This window comes from Pelagibacterium halotolerans, assembly GCF_044811015.1.
Taxonomy (GTDB): domain Bacteria; phylum Pseudomonadota; class Alphaproteobacteria; order Rhizobiales; family Devosiaceae; genus Pelagibacterium; species Pelagibacterium halotolerans_A.
This window is the reverse complement of record NZ_CP085243.1, coordinates 905,241-923,852: the sequence shown is the minus strand read 5'-3', so window position 1 is coordinate 923,852 and position 18,612 is coordinate 905,241. Positions and strand designations below refer to the sequence as shown.

Annotated in this window: 21 protein-coding genes; 10 read left to right on the top strand and 11 right to left on the bottom strand. The window is 62.1% G+C overall.

The window, feature by feature from the left end; translation table 11 throughout:
• Positions 1–42: 42 nt before the first annotated feature.
• The 5 genes from LG281_RS04570 (at position 43) to LG281_RS04550 (ending at position 4,684) form a co-directional block, all read left to right on the top strand.
• Positions 43–1,353: a PotD/PotF family extracellular solute-binding protein gene (locus tag LG281_RS04570; RefSeq protein WP_404404803.1), complete on the top strand. Its 1,311-nt coding sequence runs from the start codon at positions 43–45 to the stop codon at positions 1,351–1,353.
• A 62-nt stretch (positions 1,354–1,415) separates the two neighbouring features.
• Positions 1,416–2,288 (top strand): ABC transporter permease, encoded by an 873-nt coding sequence (locus tag LG281_RS04565; RefSeq protein WP_404404801.1) that lies wholly within the window; start codon positions 1,416–1,418, stop codon positions 2,286–2,288.
• Positions 2,289–2,290: 2 nt separating this feature from the next.
• Positions 2,291–3,133, top strand: coding sequence for an ABC transporter permease (locus LG281_RS04560; protein ID WP_404404799.1), 843 nt, complete (start codon positions 2,291–2,293; stop codon positions 3,131–3,133).
• Positions 3,134–3,137: 4 nt separating this feature from the next.
• Positions 3,138–3,827 carry an aspartate/glutamate racemase family protein gene (locus tag LG281_RS04555; protein ID WP_404404797.1) on the top strand — a complete coding sequence of 230 codons (690 nt, stop codon included), beginning with the start codon at positions 3,138–3,140 and terminating at the stop codon, positions 3,825–3,827.
• Positions 3,824–4,684 carry a GNAT family N-acetyltransferase gene (locus tag LG281_RS04550; protein ID WP_404404795.1) on the top strand — a complete coding sequence of 287 codons (861 nt, stop codon included), beginning with the start codon at positions 3,824–3,826 and terminating at the stop codon, positions 4,682–4,684. Before LG281_RS04555 ends, LG281_RS04550 begins: the two co-directional genes overlap by 4 nt.
• A gap of 263 nt (positions 4,685–4,947) precedes the next feature.
• Here the strand turns inward: LG281_RS04550 and ccoS are convergent, their stop codons facing one another.
• Genes ccoS through ccoN form a run of 8 tightly spaced genes read right to left on the bottom strand, consistent with a single transcriptional unit; the run spans position 4,948 to position 11,765 of the window.
• Complete coding sequence (ccoS, locus tag LG281_RS04545; RefSeq protein WP_404404793.1) at positions 4,948–5,121, bottom strand: cbb3-type cytochrome oxidase assembly protein CcoS; 174 nt, start codon at positions 5,119–5,121, stop codon at positions 4,948–4,950.
• A gap of 12 nt (positions 5,122–5,133) precedes the next feature.
• Positions 5,134–7,341 carry a heavy metal translocating P-type ATPase gene (locus LG281_RS04540; protein ID WP_404404791.1) on the bottom strand — a complete coding sequence of 736 codons (2,208 nt, stop codon included), beginning with the start codon at positions 7,339–7,341 and terminating at the stop codon, positions 5,134–5,136.
• Positions 7,338–8,132, bottom strand: coding sequence for a DUF2189 domain-containing protein (locus LG281_RS04535; RefSeq protein ID WP_404404789.1), 795 nt, complete (start codon positions 8,130–8,132; stop codon positions 7,338–7,340). Before LG281_RS04535 ends, LG281_RS04540 begins: the two co-directional genes overlap by 4 nt.
• Positions 8,133–8,144: 12 nt before the next feature.
• Complete coding sequence (locus LG281_RS04530; protein ID WP_404404787.1) at positions 8,145–8,348, bottom strand: hypothetical protein; 204 nt, start codon at positions 8,346–8,348, stop codon at positions 8,145–8,147.
• Complete coding sequence (gene ccoP, locus LG281_RS04525) at positions 8,345–9,220, bottom strand: cytochrome-c oxidase, cbb3-type subunit III (protein ID WP_404404785.1); 876 nt, start codon at positions 9,218–9,220, stop codon at positions 8,345–8,347. Before ccoP ends, LG281_RS04530 begins: the two co-directional genes overlap by 4 nt.
• On the bottom strand, positions 9,217–9,387 hold the full coding sequence (locus LG281_RS04520; protein ID WP_404404783.1) for a cbb3-type cytochrome c oxidase subunit 3: 171 nt from the start codon (positions 9,385–9,387) through the stop codon (positions 9,217–9,219). Before LG281_RS04520 ends, ccoP begins: the two co-directional genes overlap by 4 nt.
• Positions 9,384–10,112, bottom strand: a complete 729-nt coding sequence (gene ccoO, locus LG281_RS04515; protein WP_404404781.1) for a cytochrome-c oxidase, cbb3-type subunit II — start codon at positions 10,110–10,112, stop codon at positions 9,384–9,386. Before ccoO ends, LG281_RS04520 begins: the two co-directional genes overlap by 4 nt.
• A gap of 6 nt (positions 10,113–10,118) precedes the next feature.
• Positions 10,119–11,765, bottom strand: coding sequence for a cytochrome-c oxidase, cbb3-type subunit I (ccoN, locus tag LG281_RS04510; protein WP_404404779.1), 1,647 nt, complete (start codon positions 11,763–11,765; stop codon positions 10,119–10,121).
• Positions 11,766–11,949: 184 nt separating this feature from the next.
• Here ccoN and LG281_RS04505 point away from each other — a divergent pair, with 184 nt between their 5' ends.
• The gene (locus LG281_RS04505) at positions 11,950–12,465 is read left to right on the top strand and encodes a DUF2249 domain-containing protein (RefSeq protein WP_404404777.1); all 516 of its coding nucleotides are present in this window, start codon (positions 11,950–11,952) and stop codon (positions 12,463–12,465) included.
• Here LG281_RS04505 and LG281_RS04500 read toward each other — a convergent pair.
• Together LG281_RS04500 and LG281_RS04495 are read right to left on the bottom strand one after the other, a co-directional pair.
• Entirely contained in the window at positions 12,459–13,148 is a 690-nt protein-coding gene (locus LG281_RS04500) for an NnrU family protein (RefSeq protein ID WP_404404775.1), read from the bottom strand. The two genes, LG281_RS04505 and LG281_RS04500, sit on opposite strands and share 7 nt — an antisense overlap.
• 103 nt (positions 13,149–13,251) lie before the next feature.
• Entirely contained in the window at positions 13,252–13,692 is a 441-nt protein-coding gene (locus LG281_RS04495) for a pseudoazurin (RefSeq protein WP_404404773.1), read from the bottom strand.
• Between the two features lie 263 nt (positions 13,693–13,955).
• On the opposite strand from LG281_RS04495, the gene nirK reads away from it, so the two are divergent.
• Entirely contained in the window at positions 13,956–15,074 is a 1,119-nt protein-coding gene (gene nirK, locus LG281_RS04490; RefSeq protein ID WP_404404771.1) for a copper-containing nitrite reductase, read from the top strand.
• Between the two features lie 56 nt (positions 15,075–15,130).
• Here nirK and LG281_RS04485 read toward each other — a convergent pair whose 3' ends face one another.
• Positions 15,131–15,517 carry a VOC family protein gene (locus tag LG281_RS04485; RefSeq protein WP_404406621.1) on the bottom strand — a complete coding sequence of 129 codons (387 nt, stop codon included), beginning with the start codon at positions 15,515–15,517 and terminating at the stop codon, positions 15,131–15,133.
• 106 nt (positions 15,518–15,623) lie between these two features.
• Between LG281_RS04485 and LG281_RS04480 the strand changes: the two genes are divergently transcribed.
• The 3 genes from LG281_RS04480 (at position 15,624) to LG281_RS04470 (ending at position 18,612) form a co-directional block, all read left to right on the top strand.
• A complete protein-coding gene (locus tag LG281_RS04480; protein WP_404404769.1) occupies positions 15,624–16,523 on the top strand; it encodes an SUMF1/EgtB/PvdO family nonheme iron enzyme in 900 nt (299 codons plus the stop codon).
• 76 nt (positions 16,524–16,599) lie between these two features.
• On the top strand, positions 16,600–17,298 hold the full coding sequence (locus LG281_RS04475; RefSeq protein WP_404404767.1) for a Crp/Fnr family transcriptional regulator: 699 nt from the start codon (positions 16,600–16,602) through the stop codon (positions 17,296–17,298).
• A gap of 96 nt (positions 17,299–17,394) precedes the next feature.
• Positions 17,395–18,612, top strand: a complete 1,218-nt coding sequence (locus tag LG281_RS04470) for an NnrS family protein (protein ID WP_404404765.1) — start codon at positions 17,395–17,397, stop codon at positions 18,610–18,612.

The window sequence follows — 18,612 nt, the reverse complement described above, 5'->3', positions numbered from 1 at the left end:
GGCCCCCGGACGAGACCTTGAAAAACCAAAGGCGAGGGAAATATGACTGACACACCTGACAAGACGACCAAACCGGCCAAGGGCGGCGTCGACCGCCGCGGCTTCCTTAAAGGCGGCGCTGCCGCGCTCGGCGTCGCCGCCGGCTCGGGCGCCATCACCGGCTTCCCAACCATCTGGGCGCAGAACATCAAGAACGTTACGCTGCGGCAGTTCGGCACCGGCGTCTCGAACCTCAACGAGGTCGCCCAGAAGGTGAAGGAAGATCTCGGCTTCACGCTTGAGATGACCGCGCTCGATTCCGACGCCGTCACCCAGCGCGCCGCCACCCAGCCCGAGAGCTTCGATATTGCCGACATCGAATACTGGATCTGCAAGAAGGTCTGGCCCACGGGTAACCTGCAGGCCATGGATACCTCGCGGATCACCAATTACGACAGGATCGTCGGTATCTTCCGTGACGGCAAGCTGACCCCGGATTCCGAAATCGCCCAAGGTACTGCACCGCACACGGTCGGCTTTACCTCAGGCCCCGGAGGGACCGATTTCGTTGCTGAGGAAAGCGGCTGGATGACACTGATCCCGACGATCTACAATGCCGATACCCTCGGCATCCGGCCCGACCTCATCGGTCGTCCCATCGAAAGCTGGACTGAGCTCCTGAACCCCGAATTCCGGGGCAAGGCCTCGATCCTCGACATCTCGTCGATCGGCATCATGGATATGGCCATGGTCTGCGAAGCCATGGGCGAGATCACCTATGGCGACAAGGGCAACATGACCCGCGAGGAGATCGACAAGACGATCGCGATCTTCACCGAGGCCAAGCAGGCCGGCCAGTTCCGCAGCTTCTGGAAGACTTTCGACGAGAGCGTCAACCTGATGGCGTCCGGCGAGGTCGTCATCCAGTCCATGTGGTCGCCTGCGATCACGGCCGTCAAGTCGCGCGGTATTCCCTGCGTCTATCAGCCCCTGAAGGAAGGCTACCGCTCCTGGGGCGGGGGCCTCGGCCTCTCCAAGAACCTCTCCGGTCTCGAGCTCGACGCGGCCTATGAGTACATCAATTACTACCTCGCCGGCTGGGTTGGCGCCTTCCTGATGCGCCAGGGCTATTATTCGGCCGTCCCCTGGAACGCCCAGGACTACATGTCCAATAACGAATGGGGCTACTGGTTCGAGGGCAAGGCAGCCACCGACGATATCTTGAGCCCCTTCGGTGACAAGCTCGCCAGTGCCGGCGAAGTCCGCGATGGCGGTTCCTTCTACGACCGCATGGGGTCCGTCGCCTGCTGGAATTCGGTCATGGACGAGAACCAGTACATGGTTCGCAAGTGGAACGAATTCATCGCGTCCTGACACACAGCGCGAGGGTGCCTCGTACGCGGGGCACCCATTTCGGCTCAAACCGCGGAACGGACATGCACGCTCAATCCCGAAAATCGCTGCCCGAGGCAGCCATAGCCTGGCTCCTCGCGTCGCCTCTGACGCTCGTACTGGTGGGCTTTCTGGTGCTGCCGATCGTGATGATCGTCATCGTCAGCTTCTGGGGCGCTACCGAGTTTTCGATCTATCCGGCATTCCTGTTCGACAACTACGAATTCCTGCTGTCGTCGCGGGTCACCTATACGGTGTTTTTGAACACCGCCAAATACGCGGTCATAACATGGGCGATCACGCTGACCCTCGGGTTCACCGTCGCCTATTTCCTGGCGTTCCACGTCCGGAGCCTCACTTGGCAGGTCGTGCTCTTCCTCCTGTGCACCATCCCGTTCTGGACCTCGAACATCATCCGCATGATTTCCTGGATCCCGTTCCTGGGGCGCAACGGCGTTGCCAATTCCGCGCTGATCTCGATGGGCGTCATCGACGAGCCGCTCGAATGGCTGCTCTTTTCCGATTTCTCGGTGATCCTGGCGTTCGTGCACCTTTATACGCTCTTCATGGTGGTGCCGATCTTCAACACCATGATGCGCATCGACAAAAGCCTGATTGAGGCTGCGTATGACAATGGTGCCTCGGGCTTCCAGACGCTTACTAACGTCATCATTCCCCTCGCCAAGCCCGGGATCGTCATCGGTTCGATCTTCGTCGTGACGCTCGTGATGGGCGATTTCATCACCGTGCGCTTCATGTCCGGCTCGCAATCGGCCAATGTGGGGCGTCTCATTTCCAACGACATCGCGCTCCTGCAGTACCCCTCGGCGGCGGCGACCGCGGTGGTGCTGCTCATCACCGTTCTGATCGTCATCGGTATCCTGCTGCGGTTCGTCGATATCCGGAAGGAGCTCTGACCATGGACGGCAAACGCCCCTTGAGCTTCTACATTCTCGCGACCGTATTCGCGCTTTTCATCCTGTTCCTCTATGGCCCGACAATCACCATCGGCATCCTTAGCTTCCAGGGCGAGGGCGGTGGGCTCACATTCCCTATGCGCGGCGTCTCGCTGCACTGGTTCGCCGAACTTTTCCAACAGCAGGCCGTCGGCGACATCTGGGGCAGCTTTTCGCGGAGCCTCATCCTCGGGTTGATGGTTATGGTGACGACGGTCGTCGTCTCGATCATGGGCGGGCTTGCCTTTCGCAAGAAATTCGCGGGCTCGGGGTTGCTGTTTTATCTCGTCATCGCCTCGCTCGTGATCCCTTCGATCCTCGTATCGCTGGGCGTGGGGCTGATCTTCAGCCAGTCCGGGCTGTCCGTGCATTGGGCGACTTCGGGCTATGGTTCCCAACTCACCTGGACGCTGCCTTTCGGGCTCCTGATCATGTTCGCCGTCTTCAACCGCTTCGACAAAAGCTATGAGGAAGCCGCTCGCGACCTTGGCGCATCGCCGTGGCAGACGTTTCGCTTCGTCGTGCTCCCGATCATTGCCCCCTCGCTGATCGGTGTCGCATTGTTTGGTTTCACCCTCAGCTACGACGAATTCGCCCGAACGCTCCTCACGGCGGGCAGCTACAACACGCTGCCGCTCGAAATCTACGGCATGACGACCAACGTCACGACGCCGGTCATCTTCGCGCTCGGTACGCTCACAACAGCCTTCTCTTTCATCGTCATAGGCGTGGCCCTGGTGGCCTTCCTGATCCTCGGCCGCCGCCGGACCCAGCAGGGCTCCGACGCCGGAAAGGGAATGGTGTAGTTCTTTGCGTATCCTTCTTATCAATCCCAACTCGACCGCCGAAATGACCGCCTCGATCGCGAGCGAAGCCCGGCTCGCGGCACGCGGCAATACCGAGATCGTTGCACTCAACCCGCCCGACGGCCCGGCAGCGATCCAAGGGGCGGCCGATGGCGAAGCGGCTCTACCGGGGCTCTTCGCCCTGTTCGACAAGGAAGTCGCCACGCATTCCCACGACGCCGTGATCATCGCCTGTTTCGACGACACCGGCCTTTGGGAGCTGCGCCGCCGCGCCCGTGTTCCGGTGATCGGTATCGGTGAGGCGGGCTATCTCGCGGGGAGCGTCATGGGCATGCGATTTTCCGTCGTTACCACGCTGCAGATTTCTGTCCCTGTCCTCGAGGGCAATCTGGAGCGTTACGGCCTCGCCAAACGCTGCGCGCGCGTGCGCGCCTCGGGCGTGCCCGTTCTGGCGCTCGAGACCGACCGGCAGGCCTCGATTGAAGCTATCGCTGACACCATCGCAGCCGCGCTGCGTGAGGACGAATGCGATAGCATCGTTCTCGGCTGCGCCGGTATGGCCGGCCTTGCCGACGATATGTCCGAGCGTTTCGGTGTCCCTGTCATCGACGGCGTCGCCGCTGCGGTGGGGCTGTGTGAGACGGTCGCGCGCGGGATGCCATCGCGGGGGCGCTCTGCTATGTCTGCTGTATGAAAGAGGATTTCGAAGTTCGCCCAGCGACCATCGAAGAGTTTCAGGTCGCAATCGATTGGGCAGCAGCCGAAGGCTGGAATCCTGGCCCCGACGACCTCGCAGCCTTTCACGCCGCTGACCCGGAGGGTTTTCTGATCGGCTATCTCGGCGGTGAGCCGGTCTCTTCGATCTCGGTCGTGCGTTACGGCGAAACCTTCGGCTTTCTCGGCTTCTACATCGTCCGCGAGCCGCATCGCGGCAAAGGACTGGGGCTCAAAACCTGGAGCGCCGGGCTTGCACACCTCGCCGGCCGCATTATCGGGCTCGATGGGGTCGTCGCGCAGCAGGATAACTACCGCAAATCCGGTTTCGTCTATGCGGGCCGCAACATACGGTTCACCGCGCTTTCGCGTGCGTTCGAAGCATCCGGCGCGCAACGCTTCCGGCCCATTCGTCACGGCGATATCGAAACACTCCGGCACTACGACCGTAGGTTCTTTCCCCAAGACCGGACGGCTTTCATCACGGCTTGGACATTGCCGCCCGAGGGCACGCGCAGGCGGACCCTGATCGCCGAAACCGATGGCCGCCTCACCGGTTATGGCACCATCCGCGCCTGCATCGAAGGCTACAAGATCGGCCCGCTTTTCGCCGACACACCGGAAATCGCCGAGACCCTTCTCGCGGCGCTGGCGGAGACCGCCGAACCCGACGCACCCATATTTCTCGACGTCCCGGCAGCCAATACGGCCGCGCTCGAGTTGGCCGAACGCTTTGGCATGCAGCAGGTCTTCGAAACCGCCCGTATGTACAAGGGGACGGCGCCGGAAACCGACATTTCCGGCGTCTTCGGCATCACCACATTTGAGCTGGGCTAGCCCGGACTTCTCACACTGGCTATGCCCTGCGCTGGTTCAAAGTGGCGTCAGGGTAGCCGGAGAGCGCCGTGCGTATTGGACATACGTGCAAGCTCTCCGGCGCACACTGTCGCCACTTTCAACCAGCCCTTCGGGTCGGATTTTGGCGGCCGCCTCCGGGCACGGCGCGAGAAAAGCGTATGGACAATACGCTTTTTCGCTCCGCACCCGTATGCGACTCGCCAAAATCCGACGCAGGGCGTAGCCAGTGTGAGAAATCCGGGCTAGCGACGCGTTGCGCGGTCCTCGCCGCCTGCCGGCTGGTCATCGAACAGGATACGTTCGGCTGCGCCGTCGAGGTCGTCATACTGGTGCGATTTGAGTGTCCAGAGGAACACGGCCAGACCGAGCCCGCCCAGGAGGAGTGATACCGGAATCAGGTAGAAGAAATCAGGCATATGAGTCTCCTTTCAGTCGAGCCGCGCGCGCATCAGGCGCAGCGCGTTGGCGACGACCACAACGGACGATGCAGACATCGCCAATGCAGCAATAAGCGGCGTTACATGTCCAAGAACGGCGATGGGTAGTGCGATGACATTGTAAGCAATCGCAAGCGCGAAGTTCTCGCGCACGAGCCGGGCAGCTTTCTTCGCGATGCCGAGCGCGGCTGGAACGGCCATCAGGCTTTCGCGCAGGAAAACAAGACCGGCGGCGTTCCGGCCGACGTCGGCGGCGTTGGCCGGAGCCATTGAAACATGCGCCGCAGCGAGGGCAGGGCCGTCGTTGAGGCCGTCTCCGACCATCATGACCTTGTGGCCCGCCGCCGACAGCGTGGCGATGTAGCCGGTCTTGTCCGCGGGCATGAGATCGCCATGGCATTCGCCTATTCCGAGCCGGTTTCCGAGGTCCCTGGCGATTTCTTTCCTGTCGCCCGAGAGCATCGCCGTCGCCAATCCGTTATGCTCGAGCGCACGGATCGCCTCCGCCGCCTGCCGGCGGTCCGCGTCTTCGAACGCGAAGCTGGCAATCTGCCGGCCCTCGCGCGCCAGCACCGTACCGGTCGCATCCCCGGCAACCGAGCTCTGGACGGCCCACGACGCGCGGCCCAGCCGGTAGCGCTCACCACCGATCGTCGCCTCGAGCCCGAGCCCCGGGGCTTCGGTCACACCTTCGACGTCGAGCGCAAGCGTGTCCCGCGCCGCGTGCGCAATTGCCTGTGCGAATGGATGGCGTGAATGCGCCGCGATCGCACCCGCGATCTTGAGTGCGTCCGGAGCAATTTCGTCGCGGTTGGTAAGTCTGGCCCGGCCCAGCGTCAGAGTGCCGGTCTTGTCGAAAACGACCGTATCGACCTCTGCGAGCCTTTCGAGCGCATCGCCATCCTTGAGCATGACACCGCTCTCGAAAAGCTTTCGCGCCGCGACCACATGCACGATCGGCACCGCCAGGCCCAGCGCGCAGGGGCAGGTGATAATCAGCACCGAAATCGCAACGCTGACCGACAGATGCAGATTCCCGCTCAGCGCAAACCAGCCAGCAAACGCGAGTGCCGCCGCAAGATGGACGACCGGTGCGTAGAACCGCGACACGCGGTCCGCGATCCGCCGATGCGGCCCACGCCCAGCTTCGGCGGCTTCTATCAGCCGCATCATTTCGGCGAGAAACGATTCTTTCGCAGTGGCTTGCGCGACAATCGTAATGGGTTGGGTGAGGTTCAGCGTTCCAGCGTGCAGCCGCGCTCCAGCTGTAATCGAAACCGGCGCGCTCTCACCGTTGACGAGCGACAGGTCGATATCCGAGGCGCCGGCGTCCACCATCGCGTCGACCGGCACCCGCTCGCCCGCCGCGAGTTGAATGCGCATGCCGGGAACGATGTCCTCAAGCGGGCGGTACTCTCGCGTACCCGTATCGTCGACGACAACGGCGCCACGAGCAGCCAGCTTGGCGAGCCCTTTGACGGCGGTCCGTGCGCGTTCGCGCATCATATGGTCAAGCGTGCGGCCCGCGAGCAGGAAGAAGACCAGCGAAGCCGCCGCATCGAAATAGGCATGCGCGGCGCCCGTCGCCGTATCGTAGATGCTGAGCCCCAGAGCGAGGACGACGCCGATGGTGATCGGCACGTCCATATTGGTCTGCCCGTGCCTGAGCGCGTTCCAGGCCGAGAGGTAGAAGACGCGCCCTGAATAGACGAGGGCGGGCAGGGCGATGGCGGCGGAAACCCAGTGCAGCACGTCGCGCGTCGCCGCGTCGGCGCCCGACCACACGCCCACCGAGAGCATCATGATGTTCATCGCCGAAAACGCGGCGACGGCAAGCGCCGTCACCAGTCGTCGCAATTCCGGATCGGTGGCGCCGTCCTCGGGCGCGAAGAGATGGCCTTCATAGCCGATCGTCCGCAGCGTCTCGAGCGCATGGCGCACCGCATCCGTATTCTGCCATTGCAGGCTCACGCGTTTGGTCGACAGGTTTACCCGCGACGCGATGACGCCGGGCACGGCACTCAACCCGTCCTCGATCTTCTGCATGCAGCCGCCGCAATGGATGCCTGGAACCGAAATGTCGGCCTGCATCGCCCCGTCGCCGAGCGCACGACTGACAGACCGGATCTCGGCATCGGCCGGACCGGCGGGCAGCGGCTGCGCGATATCGGCGAATTCAGACGGGGCGCAACAGGTCATTGGTCGGGGTCTTTAATGGCTTGATAGGCATGCCATGTGGCGTGGCCGAGCCAAGGGAAGACAACGATGAACGCGGCAAACGCCGTTGCGAAGCCCACAAGCCAGAGCGCCAGAACGATGCCGCCCCAGACGAGCATGACAGGCAGGTTGTGCCACACATAAGTCATCGAGAGTCCCATCGCGGTGAACGCATCAAGCTTGCGGTCGATAAGCGCGGGGATCGAAAAGGCGCTGATCGCGAACCCGAGCGCCGCGAAAAGCCCGCCTACGAGCGTGCCGACGATCAGGAGCCCCCAGCCGTTCGGCGTCCCGATCAGCATTTGGGTTACCTGGTCGAATCCCGGAAACGCCCGCCAGCCCCAGAAGAGCGCGAACAGGAGCACGGCGGCGCGCATCCACACGAGCATCAGCGTGCACAATACAGCACCGATGAAGAGGATGTGGTAGCCCGCGCCATGTCCCGGGCGCAGCATCGCAAGGGGTGTGAATGGTTCGCCAGCAGCGATCCTGCGGCTTTTTTCATAGAGCCCCGCGGCCAGCGCCGGCCCGAGGATCAGGATGCCCGCCAAGGCGGGGAACAGCACCTGGTCCCAGCCGAACGCGGTCATCGCCCAGACAGCCAATGCGCAAATGGCCGCAACGCCGAGCCCATACAGCAGGCTGGGAACGGGCTGGGTCCAGAGATCCATCCAGCCGCGCGCGAGCCATCCGAAGGCGGCCCTCGCGGGCAGATGGCGGTTCCGGTCTATGGCCTTGGGGAGGGGTGGAACGAGAGGAGGCAGTGTGGTCATGGCAGGGGCCTGTTAGCAGGAGGACTTGGCCGCCCGAAAGCCGCTTCCGGCTTCTCCGGCAGTCTTTGAATGGCTGACGCAATCGGGCTGGGAACTGAACGCGACATAGACCAGGTGGGCATTTGCACCGACAAGCACTGCCAGACTTGCCCCGATGACCGCCATCACGGTCAGCTTGACCAGCGATGCGGGCTTGCGAACGGCATCCGCACTCATTGCCGTTCCTCCCGCAAGTCGCTCACATAGAGCGCCAGAATGCGGATGTCGGTATCCGACAACCGGCCTTCCCAATGTGGCATGTGGCCTTGCCGGCCATAGAAAATGGTCTGGAATATCGCGTCCCTGTCGCCGCCATACGTCCAGTAAGCGTCTGTCAGGTTCGGCGCGCCGACTTCGGGAACACCGGTGCCGTCGGCGCCATGGCACGAAGCGCAATTGTGCGCGAAAAGCTGCGCGCCAGCCGCCTCGATTTCCGGGTCCGCCGGCACCTGTCCCGAGATAAACCGTACATAGTCGACGAGCAGGCTCACATCGGCGCGCGGAAGCATCATGTCCTTGCCGAAAGCCAACATCTGCGCGTACCGGGTCTCCGGATGGCCCGAATTGATCCCCACGCGGACGGTTTGGTAGATCGCATCGACGCCGTCGCCCCACATCATCGGTGCCTCGGCGATGTTGGGGAACCCGGTTTGCCCGGTGCCACTGCCGGCGTGGCACGCCGCGCAGTTGTCGCGGAAGAGCGTCGGTCCGGCTTCCCGGACGACCGCCATCGATTGCAGGTCGGCTGCCACCTCTTCGAGCGGGCGGGAGGCAACGGCGTCGGCCCACGCCGCCTGTTCGATACGCGCCAATGCGACCTGTTCGTTCACCTGGTCTCGCTGGTCGATGCCCAACAATCCCTTGGTGTAGCTATCGACCATCGGCCATGCCGGCATCAGCACTGTCCAGACCGCGACATAGATCGCGCCGATGATCAGCGCGCCGAAAACGATCTTTGGCACCGGCGAGTTGAGTTCCTTGATCCCGTTCCACTCGTGTCCGGTCGTGATCTGACCGGTTACAGGATCGCGCTCGTTCTTGTGCGTCATGGCCGATCCTCGCCATTTTCGAGCGGAAGCTGCGCCGCTGCCTTGAAGGTCTTCTTGTTAGACGGCCAGAAGGTGTAGATCAGCACGCCAATCGCCATGGCGATCAGGTAGAAAAGGCCAAAGGATTTCGAGAAGGCGACGAGCGTCTCGTGATCGGGCAGCATCATTGCACCTCCGCTGTCTGGGTGGTTGTCGGAAGATCGGTGAGCTGGCCGAGCACCTGCAGATAGGCAACAAGCGCGTCCATCTCGGTCAGCCGCTCGGCATTACCGTCAAAGAGCGCGATATTGGTCGCCGCGCCGTACCGCTCGACCAGCCCCGTGGCCGATGCCATTGGATCGGCCTGGTGCACAGCGTCGACGGGCGCGTTGGCGATCATCTCGTCGGTATAGGGCACGCCCACGGCGCGCAGAGCCGCCAGATGTGCGCCGAGATCGTCTGTCCTCAGCGTCGTGTCTATCAGCCAGCCATAGCGCGGCATATTCGACTCGGGGACAACGTCGCGTGGGTTGACGAGGTGCGCCACATGCCAGTCGTTTGAATATTTCTCCCCGATCCGGGCAAGGTCCGGCCCGGTCCGCTTCGAGCCCCACAGCATGGGGTGGTCGTATTGGGATTCGACAGCCAGCGAATAAGGCCCATACCGGTCCACTTCGTCGCGCAGCGTGCGGATCATCTGCGAGTGGCACGCATAGCATCCTTCGCGGATATAGATGTTGCGCCCGGCCACCTCCAGCGGGGTATAGACCCGCATGTCCGGGGCGTCCTCCACCGTCTCGTCTATGGTGAACAAGGGCGCGATTTCGATGAAACCGCCGATCGAGGCGACGACGACGATCGCAAGGACGAAGCCGATCGCGCTGCGTTCGAGCTTGTAATGCAGTCCGAACATGGGCGTTTACTCTCCTGCCTGAACCGGAACGGGGCTGTGGGGAACATCGGCCACAGACTCTGCCGATTGCGGCGCCGGCCTCCGGATGGTCATCACGACGTTGTAGAGCGCGAGCACGGCACCGATGAAGAACAGCGCCCCGCCGACGGTCCGGGCGATGTAGTAAGGGAACATCGCGACCAGCGATTCGAGGAACGAATAGGTCAGCGTGCCGCTTTCGTTGTAGGTGCGCCACATCAGCCCCTGGGTGACGCCCGAGTTCCACATCGCGAAGACGTAGATGAGCGTGCCGATGAGCGCGAGCCAGAAGTGCACCTCGACAAGTTTCTTCGAGTAGATGTCCTCGCGCTTCCAGATCCACGGCACCAGAGCATAAAGCGAGCCAAACGTGATCATCGCCACCCAGCCGAGTGCGCCGGCATGCACGTGTCCGATGGTCCAGTCCGTATAGTGCGAGAGCGAGTTGACCGGCCGGATAGCCATGAACGAGCCCTCGAAGGTCGTGATGCCGTAAAAGAGTGCCGCCAGTGCCATGAAGCGCAGCACCGCATCGTCGCGAACCTTGTGCCAGGCGCCGTTGAGCGTCAGCAGCGCATTGCCGGCAGAGGCCCACGAAGGGATCAGCAGGATTACCGAGAACACCATCCCCAGCGTCTGCACCCAGTGGGGCAGGGCGGTATAATGCAGATGGTGCGAGCCCGCCCACATATACATGAAGGTGATGCCCCAGAAGCTGATGATCGACAGCCGGTAGGAGAAGATGGGGCGGTTGGCCCGCTTGGGCAGGTAGTAATACATCATCCCAAGGAAGCCGGCGGTGAGGAAGAACGCCACCGCGTTATGCCCGTACCACCACTGCGTCATCGCATCTTGCACGCCCGAAAAGAGCGAATAGCTCTTGGCGTGCCCGAGCGAGACGGGAACCGCGAGGTTGTTGACGATGTGCAGCATCGCCACAACCAGGATGAACGCCATGTAGTACCAGTTGGCCACATAGATATGCGGCTCCTTCCGGCGCGCGAGCGTGCGGATGTAGATCGAGAAATAGACGAGCCACACAACCACGAGCAGGATATCAGCATACCATTCGGGCTCGGCATATTCTTTGGACTGGGTAATCCCCAGCATGTAGCCACTCGCCGCGAGGACGCAGAAGATGTTGTAGCCGACAAGCACGAACCACGGGCTGAACTGGTCGGGAATCCGAGCCCGCGAGGTCCGTTGCAGCACGTGGAACGAGGTGGCGATCAGCGCGTTGCCGCCGAACCCGAATATAACCCCCGACGTATGGATCGGCCGGATGCGTCCGAAGCTCGTCCAGGGTACCTGCAGGTTGAAATCGGGATAGGCGAGCAAAAAGGCCACCCACACGCCGATCAGCATGCCGATGGCCCCCCAGATCAGCGCCAGTACGATCCCCACTTTTGTCGGGTCGTCGAAATACTCTCCAGATCTGTCTTGCGCCGGCAGGGGTGCGTTCCAGCCACGCAGCATGACGATGACGCCGCCCAAGCCGAAAAACACCATGATCCAGCCATGGGCTCCGGCCGGATCGTAACGTCCCGCCGCGGCAAGCGCGAAACCGAAGACGGTCAGCACGGCGAAAAGCAGAATTGAAAGCGCGCGCTCATCGCGCGTCAGTTGCGCCATCATGTGGCATTTCCCCCAATCAGATGTCGACGCGGGTGGCCATTTGGCCGGGTCGGAGTGCTATAGCGGCCAATGCCCGAGCCTTATTTGATCTGCATCAAAGACGGAGATTCCGTGCACATCGAATCTATTGACCAAATCGGCCCGCCTGGCGGGCATTTGGACACGCCAGAAAAAGGGGAGACCGATGGTCCCCGAACCATTCGAACTCGACGTCCGGCCAGCGCTTGCGGCAGGGCAGGAGCCGTTTGTCCAGATCATGGAAGCGGTTGATAGCCTCCAGCCAGGACAATCGCTCCGGCTTCTCGTGCCGTTCAAACCTTATCCGCTGTTCCAGGTGATGGAGCGCAAGGGATTCACCTATCTCGCCAAGCAAACCCAGGAAGGTGACTGGCAGGTTACGTTCATGCCGCCCAGCATGGCGGGGTTGCGGATTTCGGCCAATGCAAAAGCGCCTGAATCATGGCCGGAGCCAGCGCGCAGCATCGATTTGACCGAGCCTGCGGTATCCGATCCCGTCGAGCGGATTCTCGATATCGCGCGGTCGATGGCGTCTGGCGAGGTGATCTTCGCGCTTGTCCCGCGTGAGCCGTTGCTTTTGTTGGCCGCTCTAGAGGAAATAGGCCATCAATGGGTCGGTCAGTCCGACCCTGAAACCGGCTTTTACCGTCTCTTTGTGAGGGTGCAGGGCGTCCATCAATAGAAGGTGGCTGCGATCGGATCGGCGCCGAAAAGCCGGGCATGCCCGCCGGACAATAGCCAGAATGTGAGCCCCGCCGAAGCGACTGCCGCCGCAATCATCGGCATATCCACGCGCAACCGCGTGCGGCCGGAAACGATGGCGGCGAATGGGACGATCGAAGTACGCGTGGCAAGATCGTCCCAACGGGACCCAAGGCTCCGCCGTGCCCGCTTGTCCCCGAGCCAAAAGCCCGAAATGGCGAGCAGCGTCAGGGTTCCGAACAAAAACAGCGAGCGCGTATCGCCGTTGGGAGGAATGTGCGAACCCGCCCACAGCGCCGCTCCCCAGAAGACCGGGTGCCGCGTCACTGCGACAATGGCGCCGGCCTCATTGACCCGGCTGCCCCGCGCCGACAGCGAAAGCGGATTGACCGAAAACGCACCGGCGAGAATCAGAAAAAGCGCGACGGGAGAGAGGATAACGGTAATCCACGCCTGCCAGCCCGAAGGCATCCACAAGAACACAACGGGCGCGGTAACGGCCGCGGCGATGACCCAGACGAGACAGGCTGTCGAAACCAGCCCGTAGCCGATGAGATAGGGTCGCTTGCCGAAGCGCGAAATGAGTCTATCGCGCAGTCGGGGTATCGAGGGCAGTAGATGTGTTCCGAGAAAGACGGAAAGCGCCAGAGCAAGGTTTGTCATCGCGAAGCCAGGGCCTATCTACAATTGATGACAGGCCCTACGTATGGAACAAAAAGAATGTGCCCGCAATCGATTGACTGCAGGCACATTGATGATCGGTCAATCAGAGCCCGAGCGCCGCATATGCTGTTTCATACCGCTGCGCCGCGACCGGCGGCGTGCTGACCGACTTGGCCTCATCGAGATTGGCCGGGGCATCGCCAACTTGAATCAGTGCCACCATGCCCATCGCATAGTGCGGCGCGCATTTGATGCCATATACACCCGGTGCGTCGAAGGTAACCGTCACGGTTTCGCCTAAGGCGGTGCGCAGCGGTTCGGCACCTTCAGGCCACATGCCCGGGATGGTCTCGGCATTGTGCCCCGGATCGGTCGCAACGAACGTCACCGTGTCGCCCGGTTCGATCTTGAGCGCCGCGGGCTCGAAGATCATGACGCCGGCTTCGCCCCGGTTGAGCATCTGAACTTCAAAATCTTCTGCGAGGGCAGGTACCGTCGCCGCGGCGAGTGCCGTAGCCAGAGCGAGTGCGATCGGTTTCTTCATTTTCCGTCTCCTGAGTTGGAATACAACATAGTGCATTCTTCAGGACGTTTAGAATGTCCGATGTTCTCGCTCTTTGATTTACATCAAGGATGCGATGAAATTTGGTTCGTTTTTCATTATCTCGATTGAATACTTTGGAAGGTGCGACGTTCTGGCGCGGCTATAGTTCTGTTTGTTTGATCGGGGTCAAAGTTCTCCGCCCTGCCTGCGATAAAAATAAAAGCATGGATCGCAATTGGTCCGCCAGATTCAGGAGAACAAAAATGACCAGGACAACAGCAATGCTTCGCCGTACTTTTCTTGCCGGGATCGCATCGGCGGCTATTGCTGCACCTTTCGGTCTTGCCCTCCCGGCCTTCGGTCAAGACGCAACGACCGATATTGCGGCTCTCGAGCACGTGCAGGTCGACCTTGTCGCGCCACCTTTCGTGCACGGTTACGACCAGGTCGCGCCAACCGAGCCGCGCGTCGTCCAGTTCAGGATGGAGATCGAAGAGCGGCCTCATGTCATCGACCGGCAGGGCACGACGCTCCAGGCGATGACATTTGACGGATCGATTCCGGGCCCGCTCATGGTTGTCCACGAAGGCGACTATGTTGAGTTGACCCTCGTCAATCCCGGCACCAATAGCCTGATGCACGATATCGACTTCCACGCTGCAACCGGTGCCCTGGGCGGTGGCGCGCTGACCCACGTGAACCCCGGTGAAGAAGTCGTCCTGCGCTGGAAGGCGACCCGTCCCGGCGTCTTCGTTTATCACTGCGCGCCTCCGGGCATGATCGCCTGGCACGTGGTCACCGGTATGAGTGGCGCCATCATGGTCCTGCCGCGTGATGGCCTCAAGGACGAAAATGGCGATCCGATCGTCTTCGACCGCACCTATTATATCGGCGAGAACGATTTCTATATTCCCCGCGACGAGAACGGCGACTTCAAGAGCTACGGTTCGCTCGGCGAGTCGTATGCCGATACGATGGACACCATTACGACGCTGACCCCCAGCCACGTCGTTTTCAACGGCGCCGTCGGCGCACTGACAGGGGAGAACGCACTCACCGCCAATGTCGGGGAAACAGTGCTGTTCGTCCACAGTTCGGCCAACCGCGATACGCGTCCGCACTTGATCGGTGGGCACGGCGACTATGTCTGGGCCGAGGGCAGCTTCAACAATCCCCCGCTACGCGACCTCGAAACCTGGCATATCCCAGGCGGTGCAGCCGGCGCGGCCGTCTACACATTCCTGCAACCGGGCGTCTATGCCTACGTCAATCACAACCTGATCGAGGCCGAGCAGCTGGGTGCGACCGCGCATGTGATCGTCGAGGGCGAGTGGAATGATGATCTGATGACCCAGGTCGTCGAGCCGCGCCCGATCCAGTAACAGCCGGGGGAGTTGGGAAGGCGACCCATAGGCACAGCCCACGGGTCGCCTTCCGTTTAGCGTTGTGCAGGCTGTAGCATGCTGAGCTTGTTACCCTCGGTATCCACGAAAAGGATATACAGCCCAACACCGGGGATATCGACCGGCTCGCCCAAAACTTTGCCCCCGGAGTCTTTAACCCGTTGCGTGGCGCCGGCGATGTTTTCAACCTGGATGACGAACGATGGCCCGGTCATTGGTGCTCCATCCTTGGGAAAGAAGCCTCCATTGATGACCCCGGGCTTTTTGGGGCCGCTGTCGCCGGTTTCTGTTGTCGTCGCGAGGATATAGTTGCCCATGTCCTCGCCCATCATCGTGATCTGCCAGCCGAAGGCGTCCTTGTAGAATTTCGCCAGGCGCTCGCCGTCAGCATAAGGGGCTTCGAAATGCACAACGGGATTCATCTCAATCACAGTAGTTCTCCTGTCTCCCCCCGCAGGAAAAAATACGCGGCGAATTATGGTTGATTTGGGGCGTTGCTCCGCAAGGAATTCCAGATGGAGAAATGGCATGGCACAGCGCATTGAGATCGGACCAGCCGCATCACTCGCTGCGCCCGTGCTGCTCCTCGCCGCGCTCGGCGCCGTGATCGCCGGGCTTTCATTGCCCGAACACGCCGGCCAAGGCGTGCAGTTCGAACCGGACATAGAGACTGTGCAGGTTCCGCGAGGCCGGTTCGAATACGTGTTGCCCGGAGAGTTTACCGTAGGTGGACACGTCGTTGGCGCGCCGGTTGAGAGTGTCTTCTTGCGAGGCGCGCTCGAAGTCATGAAATATCAGGTTTCGGTGGCAGACTACGCGCGATGCGTCACCGATGGCGCTTGCCTCGCGCTCGACGAAAATACGCCCGTCGATCCGGATTTGCCGGTGACCGGGGTGAGCTATACGGACGCCGAAGCCTATGCCAGCTGGCTCTCGAACGTTACCGGTGAAACCTGGCGCTTGCCGACCGATGTTGAGGCGGCGCATTATCGTATGGCGGAGGCGGAGACCGCCATCGAGGCCCCAACCGATAGTTTTGTGAGCCAATGGCTCGCCGAATACCGCGAATACGCTGACCGCTCGCAGGTTGGCAGAAGCATGGTACAGCCCTTGGGCGCATTCGGCGAAAACGTCTTCGGTGTCGCCGATGCCAACGGAAATCTTTGGGAGTGGACCAGCACCTGCTACGCGCGGGTCCGGTTCGACAATGGCGGCGATGAGATATCGCGGCACGAGAATTGCGGTGTCCGGACGCTCCAGGGCGAGCATAGGGCCTATCTCTCGGTTTTCATCCGGGATGCCGTCGTTGGAGCCTGCGCGGTGGGCGTGCCGCCCGATCACCTCGGTATACGCCTCATCCGCGAGCGGCACTGGTACGATCCGCTCATCAAGGCAGTTCGGCAAATCGTGCAGCCGATATTCGCCTAGCGCGGACCATTGCTAGTGCCTCCCATGGGCTCTATTCTGGTTCCGATGCAGGCCGGAACCGGGAAGAGCGCGCGACATGGTGGCAATCAATAGCGCGGCTGTGCGCCACTTTTCTCTCTTTGAGAAGATGGACGCCGCCAAGCTCGATGAAGTGCTGGCCAAGGCCGCCGTCCGCCATTATCCCTCCGGAACGTCCGTCTTCGAGCAAGGCGAGGATGCGCTCAACTTTTTCGTCCTGCTTGAGGGCCGGCTCAAGGTTACGCAAGTCACTGAGGACGGCCAGCAGGTCATTATCCGCATCGTCAACCCCGGTGAACTCTTCGGGTTCGCCAAGGCCCTTCAGCGCATGGATTATCCCGGCACCGCGACGGCCGCGATCGACAGCGTTGCGCTCGCCTGGCCCATGAGCTTCTGGTCGACCTTCATCGAACAGCATGCCCCGTTGGCGACCAGCGCCATGCAGACCATAGGCCAGCGCCTCCAGGAATCGCATGTCCGCCTGCGTGAAATGGCTACCGAGGAGGTCGAGCGCCGCGTCGCGCACGCCGTGCTGCGGCTGGCCGACCAGTCCGGAAAAAAAGAACCGGACGGCATCCGCATCGACTTCCCCCTGTCCAAGCAGGACATAGCCGAGATGACCGGAACCACGCTCCACACGGTATCGCGCATCATGTCCGCCTGGCAGGAAAAGGGGCTCGTCAAGGCCGGACGCCAGAAGCTCCTCATCTGCAACCCCGACCGCCTTCTGATGCTCGCCGAGGGCCGTGGCCGCTAACCGGTCGGCCTCGGGCTCTTTGACATATCGCAAAGACAGCTGCCACCCGGCCACGCTACGCCCCGTGCATCTGGCACGAACATTTGAGGCGGCTCCTTGTTCTTCACGCGCGTAGCAACCGGCGGCATCCCCCGCGGTCTCGCCCGCACCGGACCGGCATTCCTGTCCTACGGCTTCCGTCCGTTCTTTCTCGGCGCGGGCGTCTGGGCGGTGCTTGCCGTGGCCCTGTGGGTCGCAACGCTGACCACCGGCTGGCCCGTCGGTGGTGCCTATGGCGCGGTTAACTGGCACGCCCACGAAATGCTCTTCGGCTATACCGCTGCCGCGCTTGCCGGGTTCATGCTCACCGCCATCCCCAACTGGACCGGACGGCTGCCCGTCTCCGGGCGCCCCTTGCTCGGCCTATTCCTGCTCTGGCTTGCGGGCCGGCTTCTGCTCATCCAGCCCGACCTCGTGAACCTCGAAGCTGCGCTTATCGTTGACGGCGCATTCCTCCCCGCCCTCGCTGTGATCGCCATGCGCGAGATCGTCGCCGGGCGCAATTGGAAAAACCTCAAAATCCTCATCGGCCTGGGCATCCTCTCGGCCGCCAATATATGGTTCCACCTCGCGGCCTATTGGGGCCTGGATACTACGCCCGCCACCCGTCTGGGCATCACCGGCTGGGTCTTGCTCATCGCGCTGGTCGGCGGCCGCATCATCCCCAGCTTTACGCGCAACTGGCTCTCGCGCCGGGGTGCCCGCCGCCTTCCGGCGCCGTTCGATACCTGGGACAAGTTCGCAATTTTCTACATGGCCATCGCGCTCGCCGCATGGAACCTGAGCCCGCAATCCTGGCCCACCGCCGCGCTCGCGATCAGTGCCGGGGCAGTGCAGGGCATCCGCCTCTACCGCTGGCACGGCTGGCCTGCATGGCGCGAGCCAATCGTCCTGATCCTCCACATCGCCTACGCCTTCCTCGCGCTCGGCCTCATCTGCATCGGCCTTGCCGCGCTGGGCGTCCTCACCGAACCTTCGGCGCTCCATGTCCTCACCATCGGCACCCTTGGCGGCATGACCCTCGCCGTCATGACCCGCGCGTCGCTCGGGCACACGGGCCGGCCCATAAAGGCCAGCCCCTTCACAGTCATGGCCTACGGCTACCTCACCCTCGCAACGCTCGTTCGTCCTGCGGTAGACCTTTTCCCTGGAGCCTACTACGCGCTCTTCGCGATCAGCGGCCTATTGTGGATCCTTACCTTCATAAGCTTCGTTGCGGTCTACGGCCCCATCCTTGTGGCGCCCCGCCTCAACCCGCGTCCTGCCGAAGGATAA

Bases quoted from the DNA above. Each gene is read 5' to 3' on its own strand.
- LG281_RS04560 (WP_404404799.1), top strand. From the start codon at position 2,291: ATGGACGGCAAACGCCCCTTGAGCTTCTACATTCTCGCGACCGTATTC.
- LG281_RS04540 (WP_404404791.1), bottom strand. From the start codon at position 7,341: ATGACCTGTTGCGCCCCGTCTGAATTCGCCGATATCGCGCAGCCGCTG.
- LG281_RS04480 (WP_404404769.1), top strand. From the start codon at position 15,624: ATGGCACAGCGCATTGAGATCGGACCAGCCGCATCACTCGCTGCGCCC.
- LG281_RS04550 (WP_404404795.1), top strand. From the start codon at position 3,824: ATGAAAGAGGATTTCGAAGTTCGCCCAGCGACCATCGAAGAGTTTCAG.
- LG281_RS04570 (WP_404404803.1), top strand. From the start codon at position 43: ATGACTGACACACCTGACAAGACGACCAAACCGGCCAAGGGCGGCGTC.
- LG281_RS04500 (WP_404404775.1), bottom strand. From the start codon at position 13,148: ATGACAAACCTTGCTCTGGCGCTTTCCGTCTTTCTCGGAACACATCTA.
- ccoO (WP_404404781.1), bottom strand. From the start codon at position 10,112: ATGTTCGGACTGCATTACAAGCTCGAACGCAGCGCGATCGGCTTCGTC.
- LG281_RS04485 (WP_404406621.1), bottom strand. From the start codon at position 15,517: ATGAATCCCGTTGTGCATTTCGAAGCCCCTTATGCTGACGGCGAGCGC.
- LG281_RS04530 (WP_404404787.1), bottom strand. From the start codon at position 8,348: ATGAGTGCGGATGCCGTTCGCAAGCCCGCATCGCTGGTCAAGCTGACC.
- LG281_RS04535 (WP_404404789.1), bottom strand. From the start codon at position 8,132: ATGACCACACTGCCTCCTCTCGTTCCACCCCTCCCCAAGGCCATAGAC.
- LG281_RS04475 (WP_404404767.1), top strand. From the start codon at position 16,600: ATGGTGGCAATCAATAGCGCGGCTGTGCGCCACTTTTCTCTCTTTGAG.
- LG281_RS04495 (WP_404404773.1), bottom strand. From the start codon at position 13,692: ATGAAGAAACCGATCGCACTCGCTCTGGCTACGGCACTCGCCGCGGCG.
- LG281_RS04505 (WP_404404777.1), top strand. From the start codon at position 11,950: ATGGTCCCCGAACCATTCGAACTCGACGTCCGGCCAGCGCTTGCGGCA.
- nirK (WP_404404771.1), top strand. From the start codon at position 13,956: ATGACCAGGACAACAGCAATGCTTCGCCGTACTTTTCTTGCCGGGATC.
- ccoP (WP_404404785.1), bottom strand. From the start codon at position 9,220: ATGACGCACAAGAACGAGCGCGATCCTGTAACCGGTCAGATCACGACC.
- LG281_RS04520 (WP_404404783.1), bottom strand. From the start codon at position 9,387: ATGATGCTGCCCGATCACGAGACGCTCGTCGCCTTCTCGAAATCCTTT.
- ccoS (WP_404404793.1), bottom strand. From the start codon at position 5,121: ATGCCTGATTTCTTCTACCTGATTCCGGTATCACTCCTCCTGGGCGGG.
- ccoN (WP_404404779.1), bottom strand. From the start codon at position 11,765: ATGATGGCGCAACTGACGCGCGATGAGCGCGCGCTTTCAATTCTGCTT.
- LG281_RS04565 (WP_404404801.1), top strand. From the start codon at position 1,416: ATGCACGCTCAATCCCGAAAATCGCTGCCCGAGGCAGCCATAGCCTGG.